Raw genomic sequence first — 19,647 nt, 5'->3', positions numbered from 1 at the left:
TATCATAATAGTATGTCCAGAAAAGTATCGTAGAGCGGTATTTGTAAATGAAATTTGCTTAGGAGTTTTAATCCTTGCAGACTCGGTTTTTGTGGTGTAAAATGGGAGAAAACCCTTGAAGAAATGAAAAAATTACCGATTGGAATCCAAAGCATCAATAAGGTTCTTTTAAATGGAGATTATATCTATATAGATAAGACTCTGTTTATCAAGAGATTGCTTGATGAGGGTGCACCACACTATTTTCTTTCTCGTCCCAGAAGATTTGGGAAATCCTTATTTTTAAATACCCTAAAAGAAGTTTTAAGTGGCAATAAAGAACTTTTTAGAGAGTGTGCGATTTATGAGAGTGACTATGATTGGAAGCATCATCCAATTATCCACCTGGACTTTTCTCAAATTCCAAACAAAAATCCTGAATTATTAGAAACAGGGATAAAAGAAACTTTAGAAGATATTGCAGCCTCAAATCAAGTAACAATCACAGGCTCTTCTAATAAGACACGCTTTAAGCGGTTGATTGAAAAGTTGTCAAAAAAAAATCTCGTGGTTATTCTTATTGATGAATATGATAAGCCGATCATTGATCAAATGCACCATCACTCGATTGCTCAGGAAAATCGAGAAGTTTTAAAAAGCTTTCTTGAAACTCTGAAAGGGTCGGACGATTACTTAAAATTTTCCTTTATTACTGGTGTGAGTCAGTTTTCCCAAGTTTCCCTTTTTTCTGGGCTGAATAATCTCAAAAACATCACGATGAACCCTAAATATGCGGAGGTCATGGGGTACACGGAAAAGGAGATAAAAACATCCTTTGATGACCACATTCAGGCAATCATCAAAAAAAGGAGTGAGCAGGGGAGATCGACGACAGAAAAGCAGGTCCTCAAAGAGCTACGCAGTTGGTACAATGGATACCGCTTTACCAGGAGCGAGGCTTATGTCTATAACCCTTTTTCTACCCTTAACTATATGGATGAACAAGAAACATCACCCTATTGGTATAGGACTGGAACCCCCTCTTTTCTTATTAGTCAAGTTAAGAAAACTCCTGAGACAATCACTACCTTGAGGGGAAAGTCGATTCTCGATACAACGCTTTCTCATGCCAGCCATATTGAGAAAGTAGGTCTAGCTCCATTGATGTTTCAAACAGGGTACTTAACGATTAGGAGTTACAACCCTGAGGAAGACTCTTATCAGCTTGATTTTCCAAATAAAGAGGTAGAAAAAGCCTTTTTTGACTCTCTTCTAAAGGATTTTGCGGAGATAGATCCTCTAATGGTTCAAAGAGATGCTAAAGAACTCTTAGCCGATTTGAGAGAACTGAATCTTAGCTCTTTTATCACTAAAATAAATATCCACTTTGCAAAGGTCTCTTATCATCTCTTTTCTCATGCGCAAGAAGGGTTTTATCAAGCGGTTTTTTTTACCCTTCTTGAGGCTTCCGGGATTAGAACGGTAGCTGAAATGGCGACCAACATTGGTCGCATAGATCTCATTTGTGAAATGGAGCATGCGACCATTATTTTTGAACTGAAGCTTGATAAAACGGCAGACATTGCCCTTAAGCAAGCAGAAATCAAGAAGTACCAAGAGAGATACGCTCTTGACGGGAAAGAGATCTTAGTGATGGGGGTTAACTTTAGTTCAAAGTCGCGCAATATTGGCGAGTGGAAAGGGAAGCTCTTCTGTCCATCCGGAGGACTCAAGAAAGAGCTTTACCCAGGGTGAAACCCTACTCACAAATTTTTTCGGAAAAATGCAGCAAGCTGGTGCACTATTGTGACGAAAAAGTGCCGGAGAGTGCTCCCAGCATAAAAACGCGATCTAAAGGCTGCTACATTCCTGTTCTGACCTGGTTCGAAAACGCTCTATTCCAGTAGTTCCCCGGCAAAAACTAGCTTACCATACCCAGGTATTTTCCGGTATGGGTTTTTGTTTTTGAGAGTTCTTCAGGGGTGCCGGTGGCGAGGAGCTGTCCGCCGGCTTTGCCGGCGTCGGGGCCGAGGTCGATCAAGTGGTCGGCGCTTTTGAGGATATCAAGATTATGCTCGATAATCACCACGGTATTTCCCTTGTCGACGAGGGTGTGGAAGATGGGGAGGAGTTTCCCAATATCTTCGGTATGGAGACCGATAGTGGGCTCGTCAAAGAGGTAGAGGGTTTTGCCGGTCGCCCGCTTGGAAAGCTCGCGGGCGAGGCGCATGCGGCCCGCTTCTCCTCCGGAAAGGGACTGGATCTCTTGCCCCAGGGTGAGGTAACCGAGGCCAACCGAGATGAGGGTGTCGAGAATATTTTGCAGTTTCGGAATGGGGGGAAGGAATGTTGTGGCTTCGTTGACGGTTAGCTTAAGAAGCTGTCCCAAGTTTTTCCCTTTGTAGGTGATTTTCGAACTAAGTGAGTTAAGCCGATTGCCGTGGCAGCTGTCACACTGAACGCGCAAAGAGGGGAGAAACTGGAGATGAATCGTTTTAAAGCCGAGCCCCCAGCAGGTGCGGCACATCCCTTTGAGATGGTTGTAACTAAAGTGACGGGGTTGGAGTCCCCGCGCGGCCGCTTCGGGAAGGGCGGCAAAGAACTGCCTTAAGGGGGCATTGACTTCACTATAGGTGCTGACGTCGGCGCGGATGGTGTGGCCGATCGGATTTTGATCGATGGCGATCAACTTATTGAAGTGGGAAAGTCCTTTGATTTTCGCACCGTCAACGGTGATGGTATCCTCTTTGGAGCGGGAGGCGAGGTGGGTTTGCACTCCTTTCTGAAGAAGGTCGCTAATGAGGGTGGACTTTCCTGAGCCTGACACGCCGGTTATGCAGGTGAGGGTTTTGGTCGGGATCTTCACAGTGATGTTTTTCAGGTTGTGCTTTTTGGCATTTGCAATGGTGAGGAAGGTCTTGGAGGTCCGCCTTGTTTTAGGGATGGGGAGGGATTTTTTGCCACTGAGGTAGGCGCCGGTCAGCGAGTTTTTGTTCTTTTTGATTTGAGCAAGGTTCCCTTCGGCGGTGAGTTCGCCGCCAAGCCTTCCTGCCTCTGGCCCAAAGTCAAAGATGTGGTCAGCGATTTCAAGGGTTAAGGGGTCGTGCTCGACCATGAGGAGGGTGTTGCCGAGATCGCGGAGATGGACGAGCGCTTTATTGAGCCGCTCGTTGTTGTAGGGGTGAAGGCCGATGGTGGGTTCGTCGAGGACGTAGAGACAGCCGGTCAAGCCGCTTCCGAGTTGTCGGGCGAGGTGGATCCGTTGGGTCTCTCCACCGCTAAGGGTGGGGGCACTCCGCGATAGGGAAAGATACTCCAGGCCAATGTTGCAGAGAAAGGTCAAGCGGCTGAGCACTTGGTCATAGATGTCTTGGAGGAGGGGATCTTTTTTCATCTTTTGGAAGAAGGTGAGCGCTTCTTCTAAAGGGAGCTCACATAAGGTTCCCAGCGTTTTGCCGCTGAGCTTGACGCCTCGCGCGAGAGGAGCGAGCCGCTCCCCTTTACAGCTCATACAGGGGGCGGTTTCAAGAAGGGGTTGAATCGTTTCTTTTTGGGCCCGTTTTCCTGTCTTGGCAATGGTGGCAAAGGTCTGATTGATCCCCACCCACCGGAGCTCCATTCCCTCATATTGGAAGAAGCGGGGAGAACCGTTCAAAAGAAGCTGGATCTGCTTGATCGGAAGTTTATAGAGGGGAATATCGGGATCGATCTCCTCCTCTTTTAAAAAGGTAAGAAACATCTCCTCGGAAATAGAGGTCATCTCCTCTTTCCAAAGCTTGGCCATGAGCGTGTAGGCCGAAAGGTTCATGATCTTTTGGTGGTGGAGGATGTTGGCTCCCCACTGAAAGCCAAGGCCGAGACAGTCGGGACACATCCCCTCTTCGCTATTGAAGGAGAAGGTGTGGGGTGTCAGCGGAGGATAGGTTTTCCCCGTACTCGGAACGGCAAAGGCGAGGTTAAAGAGAAGGTCCTCTTCGGGAGTGGCGACGGTAAAGGGCTCTTTGGTAAGGCGGGTTGCTGTTTCGATCGCTTCAAAAAGGCGCTTTTCAACTCCTGAGCGAATAGCCAGCCGATCGATCACTAGAAAAAGGGAATTTTTCCGACTTTTTTGGTAGGGGATTTCCTCATCGAGTTCATAATATTTTCCATTGAGGCGGATCCGCAAAAATCCTTGCTGGACGAGCGCCTCTTTCACATCCTCGATATGCTCCTTAATCGGGGTGAGGATATGGAGGCGGGTTTTTTCGGGGAGGGTCATGAGATGTTTCACTACCGACTCTTTGCTGATCGATTCGATCTTTTCTCCCGTTTCGGGGCAGTAAGCGACGCCACTATGGGCATAGAGGAGACGCAAGAAGTCGTAGATTTCGGTCATCGTTCCGATAGTGGAGCGGGGATTTCCGGCGTGGTGTTTTTGCTCGATCGCAATGGCAGGGGAGAGCCCTTCGATCTCTTCGACCTTGGGCTTCGACATCTGCTTGACAAACTGTCGCGCATAGGAAGAAAGAGACTCGATATAGCGGCGCTGCCCCTCGGCATAGACGGTCTCAAAAGCAAAGGAGCTTTTTCCCGATCCCGATGGGCCGGTGCAGATCGAGATTTTTCCGCGGGGAATCTCCAAGGTGACATCTTTCAGGTTGTTTTGGCTGCAACCTTTGACAGAGATCGCGGTGAGCTCTTTTTGGGTGGGCGCATGGGGACGACTTTTGGGGATTTTCCGCGGCAAGAGCGCCTCTCCTGTCGGGGTCTTTTTCTTTGCCATCTGCTCCGGGGTTCCCATTGCAACAACTTGACCTCCCCCTTTCCCCCCTTCGGGTCCCATGTCGATGATCCAGTCAACCGTTTTAATCAGGTCGATGTTGTGCTCGATCACAAGGACACTATTTCCCGCATCGACGAGGGTTTGCAAAATATCGATCAGCTTGCGGATGTCGTGGAAGTGGAGACCTGTTGTCGGCTCATCTAGAATATAAAGGGTTTTTCCGGTGCCGGGACGGATGAGCTCCCGGGTCAGTTTAATCCGCTGCGCCTCTCCTCCCGATAAAGTGGTCGACGACTGCCCCAAGGTGATGTAACCCAGCCCCACTTTTTTCAAAAAAGAGAGCTTATGGTGGATGTGGGGGATCGCCTCGAAAAACTCAAAGGCAGCATCGACCGTCATCTCTAAAACGTCATGGATGTTTTTCCCCTTATAGGTGATCGAAAGGGTTTTGGGGTCGAACCGCTTTCCTTCGCATAGGGAGCAGGTGGACCATACATCGTCGAGGAAATCCATGTCGAGACGGATCATCCCCATCCCGCGACACTCAGAGCACGACCCCTCCTTCACATTAAAGCTAAAGCGGCCCGCCTTAAAACCGGCCGCCTGACTCTCGGGGAGTTTTGTAAAAAGATCGCGGATATCATCAAAAACCTTGATGTAGGTACTCGGATTAGAGCGGGGCGTCCGCCCAATCGGGGTTTGGTCGATGGCGATCACCTTATCGAGGTGGTCGACCCCTTCGATCGTTTGGTGTTTGCCGACCCGGTGCTCAGCGCGGTGGAGCTGGTTGGCTAAAGAGGGATAGAGGATGTCGGTGACAAGAGACGATTTTCCCGAGCCAGAAACCCCGGTCACCGCCACAAAAAGGCCCAAAGGAATAGAGACATCGATCTTTTTCAGGTTATGGTGCTCGGCTCCTTTGATGATCACCTTTTCTTTTGTTTTTTTTCGCCGCTTTTTGGGGATGGGGATCTTTTCTTTTCCACTGAGATAGGCGCCGGTGATTGAGCGAGGTGATTTTTCAAGGTCAGCGATCGTTCCCATCCCGACGACCTCTCCTCCAAGTGAACCGGCTTCAGGGCCAATATCGACGATGCAGTCGGCCGCTTCCATCGTCTCTTCGTCATGCTCGACTACAATGATGGTGTTTCCCCTATCCCGCAGACGTTCCAATGTCCCGATCAGTTTTGTGTTGTCGCGGGGGTGGAGACCAATCGACGGCTCATCCAAGATGTAGGTGGTGCCGACCAGGCCACACCCGATTTGGGAAGCGAGACGTACCCGCTGCGATTCTCCTCCCGACAAGGTGGGAGCGGTCCGCTCAAGCGATAAGTAGTAGAGGCCGACATTGAGTAGGAAGTCGAGTCTTTGGGTAATCTCTTGGATCAAGTCTCGCCCGACCATATCCTGGAAAGGGGAGAGTTTTAGCCCCTCGAAAAAAGCTAAAAGTTCTTTAGTGGTCATCGAGGTTAGTTCATGGATCGTCTTTTCCCCAAGTTTGGTTGCGGCTGGGTAGGGGCGGATCCGTGAGCCGCTGCAATCGGGGCAGACCGTCTCATGCATCAGCTTTTGCATCTTCGTCCGGTAGGCGTCACTTTGCGCATCGTTATACCGCTTCTTTGCCTCTGTGAGGACCCCTCGCCACTTCACATACTCGACCCAAGTGGTTCCTTTTTCAGGGTGGGTGAACCACATCTTTGTCCACTTTTTCCGGTTGCCATAGAGGAACTGATCTTGCGCTTTTTTCGAGAGGTCTTTCCACGGAGTATCGACATCAAAATCGTAAAGGTCGCCAAGGTTATTGTAGATATTGCCCCATTTGACCGTTTTGTAGGAACCCGCCACCAAACAACAATCTTCAGCGATACTTTTCTCGGGATCGATGATCTTATCGAGGTCAAAATCTTGGCTGATTCCGAGCCCTTCGCAGGTGGAGCACATCCCCCGCGGGTGGTTGAAAGAAAAGTCGTGGGGCTCCAAGGGGGAATAGGAGAGTTTTGATTTTTTTGCGTAGGCATGTTGGGAAAAGAGGGTCTCTTCCTTGGTCGTTACATTCAAAACGCTCATCACCCCTTCACCAAGCTCTAAGGCTTGGGTGACCGCTTCGATGATCCGGTTTTTCTCTTCTTTTTTGAGGACAATCCGGTCGACGACGAGGTCGATATCGTGGGCGGTACTTTTGTCGACCTCGATCTCCTCTTCTAGATTGACGATCTCTCCGTCGAGACGGATCCGCATGAATCCTTTGCGGACAAGCTCTTCGAAAAGCTCTTTGAACTCTCCCTTTTTCCCTTGCGTATGGGGGGCTAGGAAGATGAGTTGCGATTTTTCCTTAAAGTTTTGGATGGCCGCCAAGATCCGCTCGGTACTCTGCGGTTCGACCGGCTCGCCACTCACCGGGCAGTGGGGCGTTCCCACTCGGGCAAACAAGACGCGGAGGTAATCGTAGATGCCGGTGATCGTTCCCACCGTTGAGCGGGGGTTTCTCCCGGCCGTTTTTTGCTCGATTGCAATCGTCGGGCTGATCCCTTCGATCCGGTCGGCCTCTGGCTTGGTGAGGTTTCCCATGTAGCGGCGGGCATAATTCGAAAGGGATTCGATATAGCGGCGTTGCCCTTCGACATAGATCGTATCGAAAGCAAGTGACGATTTTCCCGAGCCCGACACCCCCGTAAAAACGATAAACGTTCCCGGATCGAGGGTGAGGTCGACCCCTTTGAGGTTGTGGACCCGAACATTTTTTAAGGTGATCGATTGCTTTTCCATTGAAAACAGTATAAAATAGTGGTGATTTATCTTAAACCCCGGAGTGCTACTATTAATATTAGTAGCACTCCGGGGTTAAACCCAAAAAGGAGAAAAACTATGCCTATCAATTTGAAGGGGAGGAGCTTTCTCACACTCAAAGACTTTTCAAAAGAAGAAATTCATTACTTACTCGATCTTTCCCGAAACTTAAAAGAAAAAAAGCGGTCTGGAACTGTTGGAAATCTCTTAAAGGGAAAAAATATTGTCCTCCTTTTTGAGAAAACATCGACCCGGACTCGCTGCGCATTTGAAGTCGCTGCCTATGATGAAGGAGCTCATGTCACCTTTCTTTCCAATAGTCAGTTTGGGAAGAAAGAGTCGATTGAAGATTCGGCAAAAGTTCTTGGCCGCTATTATGATGGGATTGAGTTTCGGGGGTTCAAGCAAGAGACCGCTGAGATACTCGCAAAACATGCAGGGGTTCCGGTATGGAATGGGTTAACCGATACCTACCATCCCACTCAAGTTTTAGCTGATTTTCTAACCATCCAGGAGCATGTTCATAAACCACTCCACCAGGTTAAGTTTGTTTTTGTGGGGGATGCTCGCAGTAATATGGGAAATTCTCTAATGATTGGTGCAGCAAAACTCGGGATCCATTTTGTCGGGCTTGCTCCTCAAGACCTTTTCCCAGATAGACAGCTTATAAAAGAGGTGGAAGTAATTGCTCAAAAAACGGGAGCTAAAATCGAGTTTTTCGAAGAAGTCGAAAAAGCGGTTAAACATGTGGATGTGATTTATACCGATGTTTGGGTTTCGATGGGTGAAGAAGCTCTCTTTGCTGAAAGGATTAAACTCCTAAAGCCTTATCAGGTGAATCAAGAGATGATAAAAAAAACGGAAAATCCTCAGGTAAAGTTTATGCACTGCCTTCCCGCTTTTCACGACACCCATACAACGGTTGGAAAAGAGATCGAGGAGAAACACGGTCTTTCTGAAATGGAGGTGACAGATGAAGTGTTTAGAGGGAGTCACTCCATCGTTTTTGATGAAGCAGAAAACCGCCTCCACACCATTAAAGCAGTGATGGTTGCAACGTTATGATGAAAAAGGAAACGATTTTAGTCGCCCTGGGAGGGAATGCGCTCCAAAGACGTGGAGAAAAGGGAAGCATTGAAGAGCTTTTGGCCCACGCCAAGAAGACGAGTGAGTCCTTAGCTGAGCTTGTTGAAGCAGGCTACCGACTCATTATTACTCACGGAAATGGTCCCCAAGTGGGGACCCTTCTGTTAAAGGATGAGTACACTAAAGAAAAGCTTCCCCCCATGTCTCTTGATGTTTGTGTCGGTGAGACTCAAGGGATGATCGGGTATGTCCTTCAGCAACAGTTGCATAACCAACTAAAAAAAAGAAAAAGGACAGAAGAGATTATCACACTGTGCACACAGGTTGTCGTTGATCGGGAAGATCCTGCTTTTAAAGAGCCGACAAAGCCGGTTGGTTTGTTCTATAGTAGAGAGCAAGCAGAAGTGCTCAAAGAAAAAAAGGGGTGGAATTTTACTGAAGAAAGAGGAAAAGGGTTTAGGAGGGTTGTTCCCTCTCCGCTACCCATCGATATTATCGAGGTAAATGCGATTAAGGATTTAATCGAAAAAAACCGGATTGTAATCGCTTGTGGTGGCGGAGGGATTCCCGTGATTAGGGGAGAAGAAGGGAGCTTAGAGGGGGTTGCAGCAGTGATCGATAAGGATCGAACCGCTGCTCTTTTAGCCAAAAAGGTACATGCTGAAATTTTCATGATATTAACAGATGTCGAGCACGTTGCTCTCCATTTTGGTGCACCGAATCAGAAAAACCTCTCACAGATGACAGTGGCAGAAGCTGAAGTCTATTTAGAAAAAGGAGAGTTTGGAAGGGGGAGCATGGCTCCCAAAGTAGAGGCTGCGTGCGCCTTTATCAAGTCGGGTGGGAAAAAGGTTCTTATATCCTCCTTGGAGCAGGCAAAGGAGGCTCTTTTCGGACATTCAGGAACAGTCATAAAGTGAAACAGAGGATTTTTTTAGGTTCTGTTGAGAAAAGCCTCAGTACAGGGCATTTTTTGGAGTCGATAGGCAGCTGTAGCCTCATCAGATTTCCTTTCTTCCTCACCCATAGCACTTTGGCTATGGGATTCGTCATTCAAGAAAATCTGATTTTGCTTCGCTTGCCCCTCACCCTCCAAAAAATGTCCTTTACTGAGGAGAAAAGCTTCAGTTTTTTTTGATATCTTCCATTCTGCTAACAATCTCTAAAACCTCTTTATGCGATGGGCTTTTATAAAACGATTTTTTAATTTTAAAGGCTTGTTTATACATTTTGTGACTTTTTCGATACTCTCCAAGTGCTTTATAAGTGTCCCCCATCTGGATATAGATATTTGCAAGCTTGAGTTTTGATTCTCCACTAGAGATAAACTTGAGGACTCTCAATGCACGTTTACCCGACTTTAAGGTAGCTTTGGCTCTCTTAATTTGTGCACTATCTAATTTTGAGCGGCTTCCACTACTTGATGACGAGTTTGAACTTGAAGTAAGGAACTGTTTAATTTGAGACAGCGATTCCTTTGCGGTTTTAGTTTTTGGATGACTAGGTCCATAAACCTTGTTAAAAATTTCGTGAGCCTCTGCAATAAGTACATGTCCTTCACGAGGTTTTCCAAAAACATAGTAATTTGTTCCTAGATTGAGCAAGGAAATCGCAATACTTGGATGAGACGGGTCAAAGATCTTTCGGCGCATTTCTAAGGCTTGAGTATAGTAGTCAATGGCTCTTTTGGATTGCATGAGTTTGCTATAGCCAAAGCCTAAGTTGCTTAAGACTGTTGCAACATCTGAATGAGGGTGGTTTTTATAAACCTTTTGGCTCATTTTTAGGGCTTGAGTATAGCACTCAATAGCTTTTTGGTGATTTTTTAGCTTATTGTAAGCCTCCCCAAGATTATTTAACTTGGTAATGATTTGTGGATGGGGATTCCCCCCATAAACCTCCCGGTTCATGTCTAGGCTTTTGGTGTAGTAGTCAATTGCCTTCTGGTATTCTTCCAGTTTACAGTAAGATAACCCTAAATTGTTTAAAGTAGTGGCAATTTTTGGATGAGGCTTATCCTCATAGACCTTATAGAATATCTCCAAAGCTTCTGTGTAATAATCGATTGCTTTCTTATATGTTCCCAATGCGTTATAAGTTAAACCTAGATTTAACAATTCAATAGCAATGCCTTGATGGGGGTTATTTTCATGAACCTTTCGGCTTATTTCTAAGGCTTGGGTATAACAATCGATCGCTTTTTTATAATCTGCTAGCGTGTGATATACTAACCCTAGATTATTTAAAGAAGTACTGATATCTGAATGAGGTTTGGTTTCATAAATTTTCCGGTGCATTTCTAAAGACTTCTTATAGTAGGTGATTGCTTGTGAGTTTTTCCCTATGTTATAATAAGCTCTACCGACCTCATTCAAAGCAACAGCAACCTCAGAATGGTCAATATTGCCATGTTTTTGTTTAAGCAATTTTAGCCTTTCTAAAGTGATGTTAAGCGCTTCATCGACCTTTCCTAAAGTATGTTGAATCTGCCCTAGGTGTAAGAGAGCTTTAGAGTCGTTGGGATTGAGAGCAGTTGCTTGGACATAAGATGATTCGGCTTTGCTGTAATCAAGGTTATCTTTAGCATTGTGGTTCAAGGTTCCAATAGTTTTGTCATAGAAGTTAAAGGCTTGCAGGCTCTCTTTTGGGGATTTTAAAAAAGCTTCTAAAGCTGTGTGCATGGGAAAAAGGATCCGGTAAAGCTCTAAAATCTCTAAGCTCTCCTCATGGGAAATGGTAAAAAGCCCCTTACTTTCAATGTCTTTATATGCTTTAGAGCGGTAGAGAATTTCTTTCTCTTTTTGGTAAAAGAGATGGGCACGTACTCTAAGAGTCAAGGCTATTTTTAGCCCCTTACTAAGAGTGGAAAATGCGTTGTTGTTGATAATCTCGCGGTCTTTCAGTGCTTGAAGGCTTTGCAAACTTCCTTCTCTTGGCAGTTTATGATAAAGGGAAAGGCTCCCAATCGCCATTTGAAAAGGGCGGTAAAAGTCCCGTTTAATATCAAAGGCTCGAAGGTGGATCCGCTCTTTATTCAAATAAGGACGAAATTCACTTAAATGTCCCCTTAGAAGGTTAAGAGCTCTTTTTTCCCCTTCTAGTTCTTTATTACCTTTTGGTAAATAAAGCCATTCAGCAACTAACTTTTGGTAATCTTCAAAAAGTCCCTTATTGCCCATTACATAGGACCCTTGTGTCATCGCATTCACAAGGATAATTTCTCCATCATTTTTTTGGAGCCAAGCAGGGTCTTGGTAAGCGGCTAGATGTTTTGGATTTCCGATAAGCTCATAAACCCCTTTTTTTCCGAGAGGCGAGAGCCCTCCTATATCCATACTAAATCCTCCAGGAGTCAGACTAATCGCTTCTCGCATGGAACCATCCGGCTGCCTTTTGGGGCGAAGAATAGGCCACTTTGTCTCGCCAAAATTCGTAAAACGGAGCTCTAAAAAATGGGTGAGGTTTCTAAAGTAATCGAGGCATTTTTCTTCTTCTTTAGCAACAATAAAGGCAAACTCAATATCTGAATAAGGACACATCTCTTTACGAGCCATTGATCCAAGGCCCATCACAGCAAAAGCACAAGGAGGAGGGAGCTGAATGCACTCTATAGATTGCTGGATTATCTTAGATAAGAGGTTTTGATAGGCTATTGTCATCTCCTTTTGGACCTTTTCAATATCTGCTCCTTTTTTGGACAGTTCAGCTGCTGTTCTAGACCTTATATTTGCTATATTTTTACGGTAACATGCCAAGTAGCCCTTTTGGGAAACAAGAGATTTTAATCCAAGTTTTTTTACCAAAAAAGCTTGTTCTAAAGCTTCAAGTTTATCAAAGAGATATTTTTGATAAGAGGTCTGGCTAAGGGGAGTGATAGCAAGAGCTGAATTCAGTAAGTGGGCTGCTCTTATAAAGTCTCCTTTTTCCTGAGCACGTTTTCCCATTTTTTCAAGATAAATGATTTGCTCTTTTAGGTTTTTGGAGTCATAGGCCGACTCAAAAGCACTGTAATAAGATCCATCAATGTCTTGTTTTGAACTGCTAGATTCACTGAAGAGTTTTTGCGTTACGAGGGGGATAGGCCAATTTGAAGGGAGTTTAGAGATAGCTACTGCTTGTTGCCTAAAAAAGGGTGAGCTAGAAGAAGAGCGATTCCTTTGAGTATGATTGATTGGTTTGATCGAATAGACCCATTTAGAGGATTGAGTTTTAGCATGCCTAGTAGTGTTTGAAACCGGAAGGGGGAATCCATGGTTCATTTCCGCAATAGGCAGTGCGGATAAACTATTCAATCTCCTTTGGTTAGTCAGTATTTTATTTGGGTATTGCTGATGTTGGCTAGAAGATGAACTTTGGGGTTGGATATTATTAGACACTTAAATAACTCCATTTTAGAGGGATGGTTATGCAGGGGCTTTAAAGAAATTAAATTGGAATATTAACCTCTTGTTTTAACTAGTGCCCTGTCAACCCTAAGAATTAGGATATCTTGATTTATCTTTTCCCGGCTGACTTCGTGTTCGATCTCACAAACTTATAAAAGTTTAGATTCGATCTCCACACTTTGCCAGACAAAAAAATCTCAACCAATCTATCCTTAATTTTAGGGTTGACAGAGCACTAGTCGGATCTTATTTTTCTAAAGAAGTCCAGCAACGGTTAGGACTTTCGAGTTTAATTCTAAAAACCTAATATTTTAATTTCAACCTTTTTTACCAAATAACCCTGGGGTGCTCCAGGGTTGTATTGAAAAAAATCCTATTCGTATGTAAATTACGTTAGTTAGTTATAACGAACGTGTATTTATGAGTCGTTCAAAGTTAAAAAAAGAGATCGGACTGCTTACCCTTGTTTCGATTGGGGTTGGGGGAATTATTGGTTCAGGGATCTTTATCCTTCCTGCAAATATGGCCGCTCTTGCAGGGCCTGGACTTCTCCTAGCAATTCTGATTTCTGGGGTGATCACAACCTTTTTAGCTCTTGCTTATGCAGAGCTTGGAGCAGCTTTTCCCATAACGGGGGGTCCCTTTTCCCTTCCTAGACTTGCTCTAGGCGATATTGGGGGCTTTATCATAGGATGGGGATATTTTCTCTATTTATTTATCGGAACCGCTGCGCTTATCGAGATTTTTATTGTGTATCTTGGCTTTTATGTTCCTGGTTTATCGGCCGGAGCGACCTTGACCCCTTTAGGCATTATCATCGCTTTGGGTTCCCTTTGGCTTTTTACCTTTATGAATCTTTTTGGGGTCAAATGGGGAGGTCTTTATAGTATTATCACAACCATTGGCAAAATTCTTCCCCTGCTACTCTTTGCTGTTATAGGGTTTGCTGCTATAGATGGCCATAACTTCACCCCCTTCCTCCCCTTTGGCCTTACGGGGGTCACACTAGCCTCCACCCTTTTCTTTTGGTCTTATACCGGGTTTGAAGCAATTGTTGTTCCATCGGAAGAGGTGAAGGACCCCGCGAAGACGATTCCAAGGGCTATCCTATTAACGATGCTGATCACAATGGCAACCTATCTCCTTGTTGCCACAGCATTTTTAGGGATGATTGATTGGCAAGGGCTTGGGATAAATTTCATGAATTGGAGTGCAATCGGGGAGCTCGGCTCTCCTCTTGCTCAGGTGACCCTTTCATCGACAACCCTAAAGATAGGGTGGCTTGCAAGTCTTATTGCCATTGGGGCTATCATTGCAACGGGGGGATCGAGTGGAACATGGGTTTTGATTCAAGGAAGGATCCCTTTTGCGATGGCAAAAGAGTCCCTTTTTTGGTCGAAGCTAAATGCTGTTAACCGTTATGGAGTGCCAGCACGTTCATTGATTTTTACATCGCTACTAACATCAATCACAATTATTGCCATTCCCCACTTTGTATCGGTTTCTCTTATTGCATCGATGACAGCGCTTGTTCCTTATGCTGCGGCTGTCTTAGCGGTTCCCATCTTAAGAAAGACAAAAAGGGAGACCCCCCGCCCATTTAAGCTTCCCTTTTACCGGCTTTTTACCCTTATGGGATTTGTATTTGCAACCTGGCTTATCTATTGGGCTTCATGGCCGTGGACACTTGTGGGAGCCCTCTTGATTTTTCTAGGATTTCCGGCATTTCTTTTGGTTCGAAGGGTCCATCTTGAGCTAAAAAGAAATGTCTGGATTGCCTGCTATTTACTAGGAATTATCATCATATCTATGATTGGAGATCAACACTTTGAGTTAAATAACTTTACCCCTTATTCCCCCTTAGGCCTTTTAAAAATGCCCTATGATCTAGTGGTGTTAACGCTGTTTTCTATTATGATTTACAGTTGGGCCTATCGGCTAAACAACAGAGGATAATATGGATGGAAAAATTCGAGCAGAGTGGGACCCCTTAAAAAAGGTGGTTGTCCATCGACCAGGAATCGAGATGTTTTTTGGTCTTTTAGATCCTTATGGATCGCTATATGAACGGGCGTTTAGTCGCGATGGTGCCCGCTTTGAGCATGATATGTTAACGCGGATATTGGATAAGGAATACAATGTTGAGGTTTTGCACTTAAAAGATCTTATCATAAAAGCCGCTACAAAGGATCCTTCTATTAAGGAAAAGCTCCTTGATAAAGCGAGGGAGTCCTTTGAGTATGTTGGCGATCAAGCCTATATCGAACGGGCGAAGAAGAGATTTGATGAGCATTATCAGTACTATGATATCCTCCATTTTTTCTATGTGATTCTTATGCATCCCCGTGTCAAGGTAAAGGAATCTCCCGGTTCTAGAAATGTTGATCTCGAGGTCATCAGCCGGCAACCTTTAGCAAACCTCTACTTCATGAGAGACCAACAGTTTATGACCGATCAAGGGGTTGTATTATGTCGGATGGCAAAACCTTCTAGAAGGAGAGAGACAGAGGTGACAAAATTTTTATGGGAAGAGGTTCTCAATATCCCGATTCTTCATGAAATGAAAGATCCTGCAACGATTGAGGGAGGGGAGTTCATCCCCATGGGAACATTTGCTCTGATCGGAGTTGGGGATCGAACCAATCAAGAGGCGATCGATCAGCTCCTCTCTCTTCCACTTGGGTATGAACAAATTGGGGTGGTCCATCAACCCCTTCACCCTTTAATCCCTTCATCGAAGCCCGATCCGATGATCAACATGCACCTCGATACCTACTTTAATGTTGCAGGAAAGGATGTGGTTGTGGGTGCTGAGCTTCTCTTAAAAGAAGCAAAGGTCGATATTTATCATAATGAAGGAGAGGGAAAATTTCGAAAAGATCCTAAACAGACAACTCTCTACCAATATGTTATTGAAAAAGGATTCCAAGTTATCAACATCACCACGCTAGAACAGATGTCTTATGCTTCAAACTTTCTCTGCATTAAGGATAAAGAGATTTTAGCCGTTGATGTCGAACCTGTGACCCGCGAAGTATTGAGGAACCTCCGCCATGTTGCCGACCAAAATCCTGAAAAATATGGAGCACTTTTAAAGCAAGCGGAGCAAGATTACGAATACCTCAAAAGAGAAGGGCAGTTTTTCCCCCATAAAAGGGAGATCTATCAACATGGAGTCTCAGCGCGCGCGCTAAGTCTCAAACATCTGACAGGGGGGTATGGCGCTGCCCACTGCATGACGTGCGCACTGAGTCGTTCTTAGCAAGCCACTCTTTTACCCCTTTAGTATCGGGATGGTTGGGGCCACAGACCTTCATGAACATCGTATGAGCTCGCAGTAGATGGTCTTTGGCTTTACCATACTGCTTGAGGTCGTAATAAGCAGTTCCTAGATTCCATAATCGGAGAGCAACCTGAGGATGGGGCCTATTGCCATAGAGCTTATGGTCGATTGCCAAGGCATGGTTGTAGGAGTTGATCGCTTTTTGCGGTTTTCCCAAAGCTTGGTAAGCTGAACCTAAATTATTTAAGCGGATGGCAATGTCAGGATGGGGTTTATTGCCATCGATCTTGTGACCCATTGCCAAGGACTGGTTTAAATAGTCGATTGCTTTTTGCGGTTTTCCCAAAGCTTGGTAAGCTGAACCCAAATTGTTTAGCCGGATAGCAATATCGGAGTGGGGTTTATTGCCATAAAGCTTTCGATCGATTGCCAAGGCTTGATTATAGAAATCGATTGCTTTTTCCATTTCTCTTGAGGCGAAGTGAGCTAAACCTAGGTTATTTAAGCTTTTAGAAATGGTTGGATGGGGCTTAGTGCCATAAAGCTTACGACCCATTGCCAGCGCCTGTCTAGAGCACTCGATTGCTTTTTTCGACTCTCCTAAATCGTTGTAAGCTAAGCCCAACTCATTCAGTGCTGTAGTAGTACCGGGGTGGGGAGTTTCTCCATGCTGTTGCTTGAGGAGGCGAAGATTTTCTTGTTTATAGATAAGAGCATCATTGACTTTTCCCAGAGTCTGCTTGATTTGCCCTAGGTGGCGGAGGGTAGCGGTGTTATTGGGATTGAGGGCAGCTGCTAGGGTATAGGAGGCTTCTGCTTTATCGTACTGTAGTTTTTCTTTAGCGGAGTGGTCTAAGGTACCGAGGGTTTTATCGTAAAAGAAGAGGTCTTTAAAGGTGATTTGAGGGTTTTGAACAAAGCTTTGAACCGCAGTATGGAGAGGGATGAGAACACGGTAGATTTCTCTGAGAGCATTTGAGTTATCAATGAGGTAGAGTCCTTGAGCAGAGGTGTCTTTGGGGCCTTTAGGAAGGTAGAGGATCTCTTGCTCTTTTTGGTAGAAGAGGTGAGTTTGGATGCGGAGGGTAAGGAGAGAGCGAAGGGCTTTTTTGAGCCGAGTAGCTCCTTGCTTGTTTAAAAAGCCTCTCTCTTGGAGGCTCTTAATCCCCTCTAGGGTTTTGCAGCTTCGAAAGCCTAGATAGAGGAGGAGACCGCTGATTGCCATTTGTAAGGGGCGGTAAAGATCTTGCTTGACTCCAAAGGCTCTTCCTTGGATCCTATCTTCATCTAGGGTGGGCTTAAACTCATGGAGGTGTCCTCGGAGAAGGTCAAGTCCTCGGAGCTCTCTTTGCTTGGTTCCTCCAAAAAATTTTAGGGTAGCTCCTTCTTTAAGGTTAAGGAAGCGGTTTATTGCTTGGGTGTAGGCTTGAAGAAGCTTTTCCTCTCCGTAGACGAAAGAGGTTTGAGTGAGGGCGTTGGCAAGGATAATCTCTCCAGAGTGTTTTTTTAGCCATGTGGGATCTTGGTAGAGAGCAAGCTCTTCTGGGGTTCCGATGAGCTCATGGCCCCCAGGTCTTCCGAGAGGGGAGAGTCCTCCACTGTCCATGCTAAATCCTTGGGGGGTCAGACTCTCTTCTATGTGGGTTCTATCGGTTTTCCGGTACTTTATTAAGCGATACGCTGTTTCTCCAAAGTTTATGATCCTAAAAGTGATCCACTTAGCGAAGGTTCTAAAGTAGTGTTTTATGGTGGGACTACTTTTTTTGACAGCAATTGCAAACTCCACATCCGAGTAAGGGCACATTTCTTCTCTTGCCATCGAACCGAGTCCCATGATCATAAAAGGAGTGGGAGGCTTTCCAAATATCTCTAACCCCTCTTTAATCAGGGCAATCAAGATCCCTTTGTGTGCTTGGGTTAAGCTTTTTTGCACCTCTTCGACAGGAGTCTGGCTTGCAAGCTGAATGCTGACATATTGCCTGATCGAAGCCAGTTTTTCCCGGTAATAGAGGAGAATTCCATAGGGAGTGGGGACAACAGTTCCCAATGACTTTAGGTAGAGTGTTTCGAGCTCTTCTAAGAGATCGAAAAGATAGGGGGGCACCTGCTCTAGAGGGTAAAGAGAAGCGGCCCCATTTAGAAAATGGGCAGCGTCTTGCAGGTTTCCCTGCGTACGGGAACGTTTAGCCAGAGCGGTAAGGGCAAGACGCTGCCCCTCGCACTCTTTTTTTTGGTAGGCTTCGATGAGGCTTCTATAAAGAGGATCCTGAGAGCTGCTTGAAGAGCTTAAAGAGTTTTTATGCAAAGCAACAGTTAGGATCGTCGTGTCATCTCCCGCATGGATTTTTTTAAGCTCTTTTTCAATTACCTGCCCGGGAACTTTTTTTTCTTCAAGCTCTTTTCTTATCAGTGTTTTTCTTTCTTTCTGCTCCCTTTGGGCAAACTCTGCTGCAGCATGGCGCAGGTGGGCATTGATAACCTCCGGAGTTAAAGAAAGTGGCGCAAATTTAGGGATCTTTTCTCCCACAAAAAGGGCCTTCCCTGTTAAAACAGCATACCGGAAACGTTTGGAGTCAATCGTCCCATCTTTTTGGCAAAAGGATTTTGTGAGACCGTCACTGGCAACAATTGCAAAGGCTTTATCCACCTTCAATGTTGTCTTCACATAGGTAGCATGGTTCAACCATTCTGGCTGAAAGTTCCCTCCAATGGCAAGAAGGCCGATTTCTTTCTTATCACTCTTAAGATGGTGGGTCGTATCGACCGAGCTATAGCAAACAGCTCCCCTTTCATCGATGATCAGCGCTGTTGAGTCCCCACATTTTCCTAAGGTAACACCGAGCTTTTTTAGCCTCGTCTCGACTTCTAATTGTAAAAGAGTTGTCCCCTCACGGTTTTTATACTCGATAGCCAGCCCCTTTAAAAACCCTTGGTAGCTTCCTTTTCCTTTTGCTACCTGCTCTTTTAAGCTCATGGAAAGGGCCCTTTCCATCACTTCCAGCGCCACAGTCCCAATGGCTTTGGGGTCCCAATGCCCCAGCCCATCCGTTAAAACCATTCGGTACCCCTTCCCCACCTTGGCAATCGCCCCATGGTCCGTTGGAATGGGATTTTTTTCTGCCCCGGTGTAGGTTGTTAGATGGTGGGCGCACCAAGCTTCTCCAGAGGCTTTTTCAGAAAAGACCTGGGGGGTTTTGCTGGTTGTGAAAAGAACGTGTTGGCTTGTGCTGCTCATAGGGTTCTCTTTTTATTTTGGGGAGCTGAGCGATAAAGCAACACTTTTTCTGTAAATTCGATCATTTCTTCTTTTCTCATTCTATTTCAATTGTTTAAATCTCTTTTAATAGAGGTTCCATATCTAAATA

At 45.4% G+C, this 19,647-nt stretch carries 8 protein-coding genes; 5 read left to right on the top strand and 3 right to left on the bottom strand.

The annotated features are described in order from the left end of the window. Positions 1-123: 123 nt before the first annotated feature. Positions 124-1,734 (top strand): ATP-binding protein, encoded by a 1,611-nt coding sequence (locus tag NEPTK9_RS01490; protein WP_194847062.1) that lies wholly within the window; start codon positions 124-126, stop codon positions 1,732-1,734. Between the two features lie 166 nt (positions 1,735-1,900). On the opposite strand, the gene uvrA is transcribed toward NEPTK9_RS01490, so the two are convergent. Beyond that, positions 1,901-7,507: an excinuclease ABC subunit UvrA gene (uvrA, locus tag NEPTK9_RS01485; RefSeq protein ID WP_194847061.1), complete on the bottom strand. Its 5,607-nt coding sequence runs from the start codon at positions 7,505-7,507 to the stop codon at positions 1,901-1,903. Between the two features lie 99 nt (positions 7,508-7,606). Here uvrA and argF point away from each other — a divergent pair, with 99 nt between their 5' ends. Continuing rightward, entirely contained in the window at positions 7,607-8,593 is a 987-nt protein-coding gene (argF, locus tag NEPTK9_RS01480; RefSeq protein WP_194847060.1) for an ornithine carbamoyltransferase, read from the top strand. Next, positions 8,590-9,534 (top strand): carbamate kinase, encoded by a 945-nt coding sequence (arcC, locus tag NEPTK9_RS01475; RefSeq protein ID WP_228546960.1) that lies wholly within the window; start codon positions 8,590-8,592, stop codon positions 9,532-9,534. Before argF ends, arcC begins: the two co-directional genes overlap by 4 nt. Before the next feature lie 204 nt (positions 9,535-9,738). Here the strand turns inward: arcC and NEPTK9_RS01470 are convergent, their stop codons facing one another. Continuing rightward, a complete protein-coding gene (locus NEPTK9_RS01470; protein ID WP_194847059.1) occupies positions 9,739-12,906 on the bottom strand; it encodes a DUF2225 domain-containing protein in 3,168 nt (1,055 codons plus the stop codon). A 513-nt stretch (positions 12,907-13,419) separates the two neighbouring features. Here NEPTK9_RS01470 and NEPTK9_RS01465 point away from each other — a divergent pair. Beyond that, positions 13,420-14,955, top strand: a complete 1,536-nt coding sequence (locus NEPTK9_RS01465) for an APC family permease (RefSeq protein ID WP_194847058.1) — start codon at positions 13,420-13,422, stop codon at positions 14,953-14,955. Between the two features lies 1 nt (position 14,956). Continuing rightward, a complete protein-coding gene (locus NEPTK9_RS01460; RefSeq protein ID WP_194847057.1) occupies positions 14,957-16,261 on the top strand; it encodes an arginine deiminase family protein in 1,305 nt (434 codons plus the stop codon). Here the strand turns inward: NEPTK9_RS01460 and NEPTK9_RS01455 are convergent. Next, the gene (locus NEPTK9_RS01455; protein ID WP_194847056.1) at positions 16,197-19,517 is read right to left on the bottom strand and encodes a tetratricopeptide repeat protein; all 3,321 of its coding nucleotides are present in this window, start codon (positions 19,515-19,517) and stop codon (positions 16,197-16,199) included. The genes NEPTK9_RS01460 and NEPTK9_RS01455 overlap by 65 nt on opposite strands. Positions 19,518-19,647 lie beyond the last annotated feature (130 nt).

This window comes from Candidatus Neptunochlamydia vexilliferae, assembly GCF_015356785.1.
Classification (GTDB): Bacteria; Chlamydiota; Chlamydiia; order Chlamydiales; family Simkaniaceae; genus Neptunichlamydia; species Neptunichlamydia vexilliferae.
The sequence above is the reverse complement of the archived record's forward strand: the minus strand, read 5'-3'. Positions and strand labels throughout refer to the sequence as shown.

Bases quoted from the DNA above. Each gene is read 5' to 3' on its own strand.
- NEPTK9_RS01490 (WP_194847062.1), top strand. From the start codon at position 124: ATGAAAAAATTACCGATTGGAATCCAAAGCATCAATAAGGTTCTTTTA.
- uvrA (WP_194847061.1), bottom strand. From the start codon at position 7,507: ATGGAAAAGCAATCGATCACCTTAAAAAATGTTCGGGTCCACAACCTC.
- argF (WP_194847060.1), top strand. From the start codon at position 7,607: ATGCCTATCAATTTGAAGGGGAGGAGCTTTCTCACACTCAAAGACTTT.
- arcC (WP_228546960.1), top strand. From the start codon at position 8,590: ATGATGAAAAAGGAAACGATTTTAGTCGCCCTGGGAGGGAATGCGCTC.
- NEPTK9_RS01465 (WP_194847058.1), top strand. From the start codon at position 13,420: ATGAGTCGTTCAAAGTTAAAAAAAGAGATCGGACTGCTTACCCTTGTT.
- NEPTK9_RS01460 (WP_194847057.1), top strand. From the start codon at position 14,957: ATGGATGGAAAAATTCGAGCAGAGTGGGACCCCTTAAAAAAGGTGGTT.
- NEPTK9_RS01455 (WP_194847056.1), bottom strand. From the start codon at position 19,517: ATGAGCAGCACAAGCCAACACGTTCTTTTCACAACCAGCAAAACCCCC.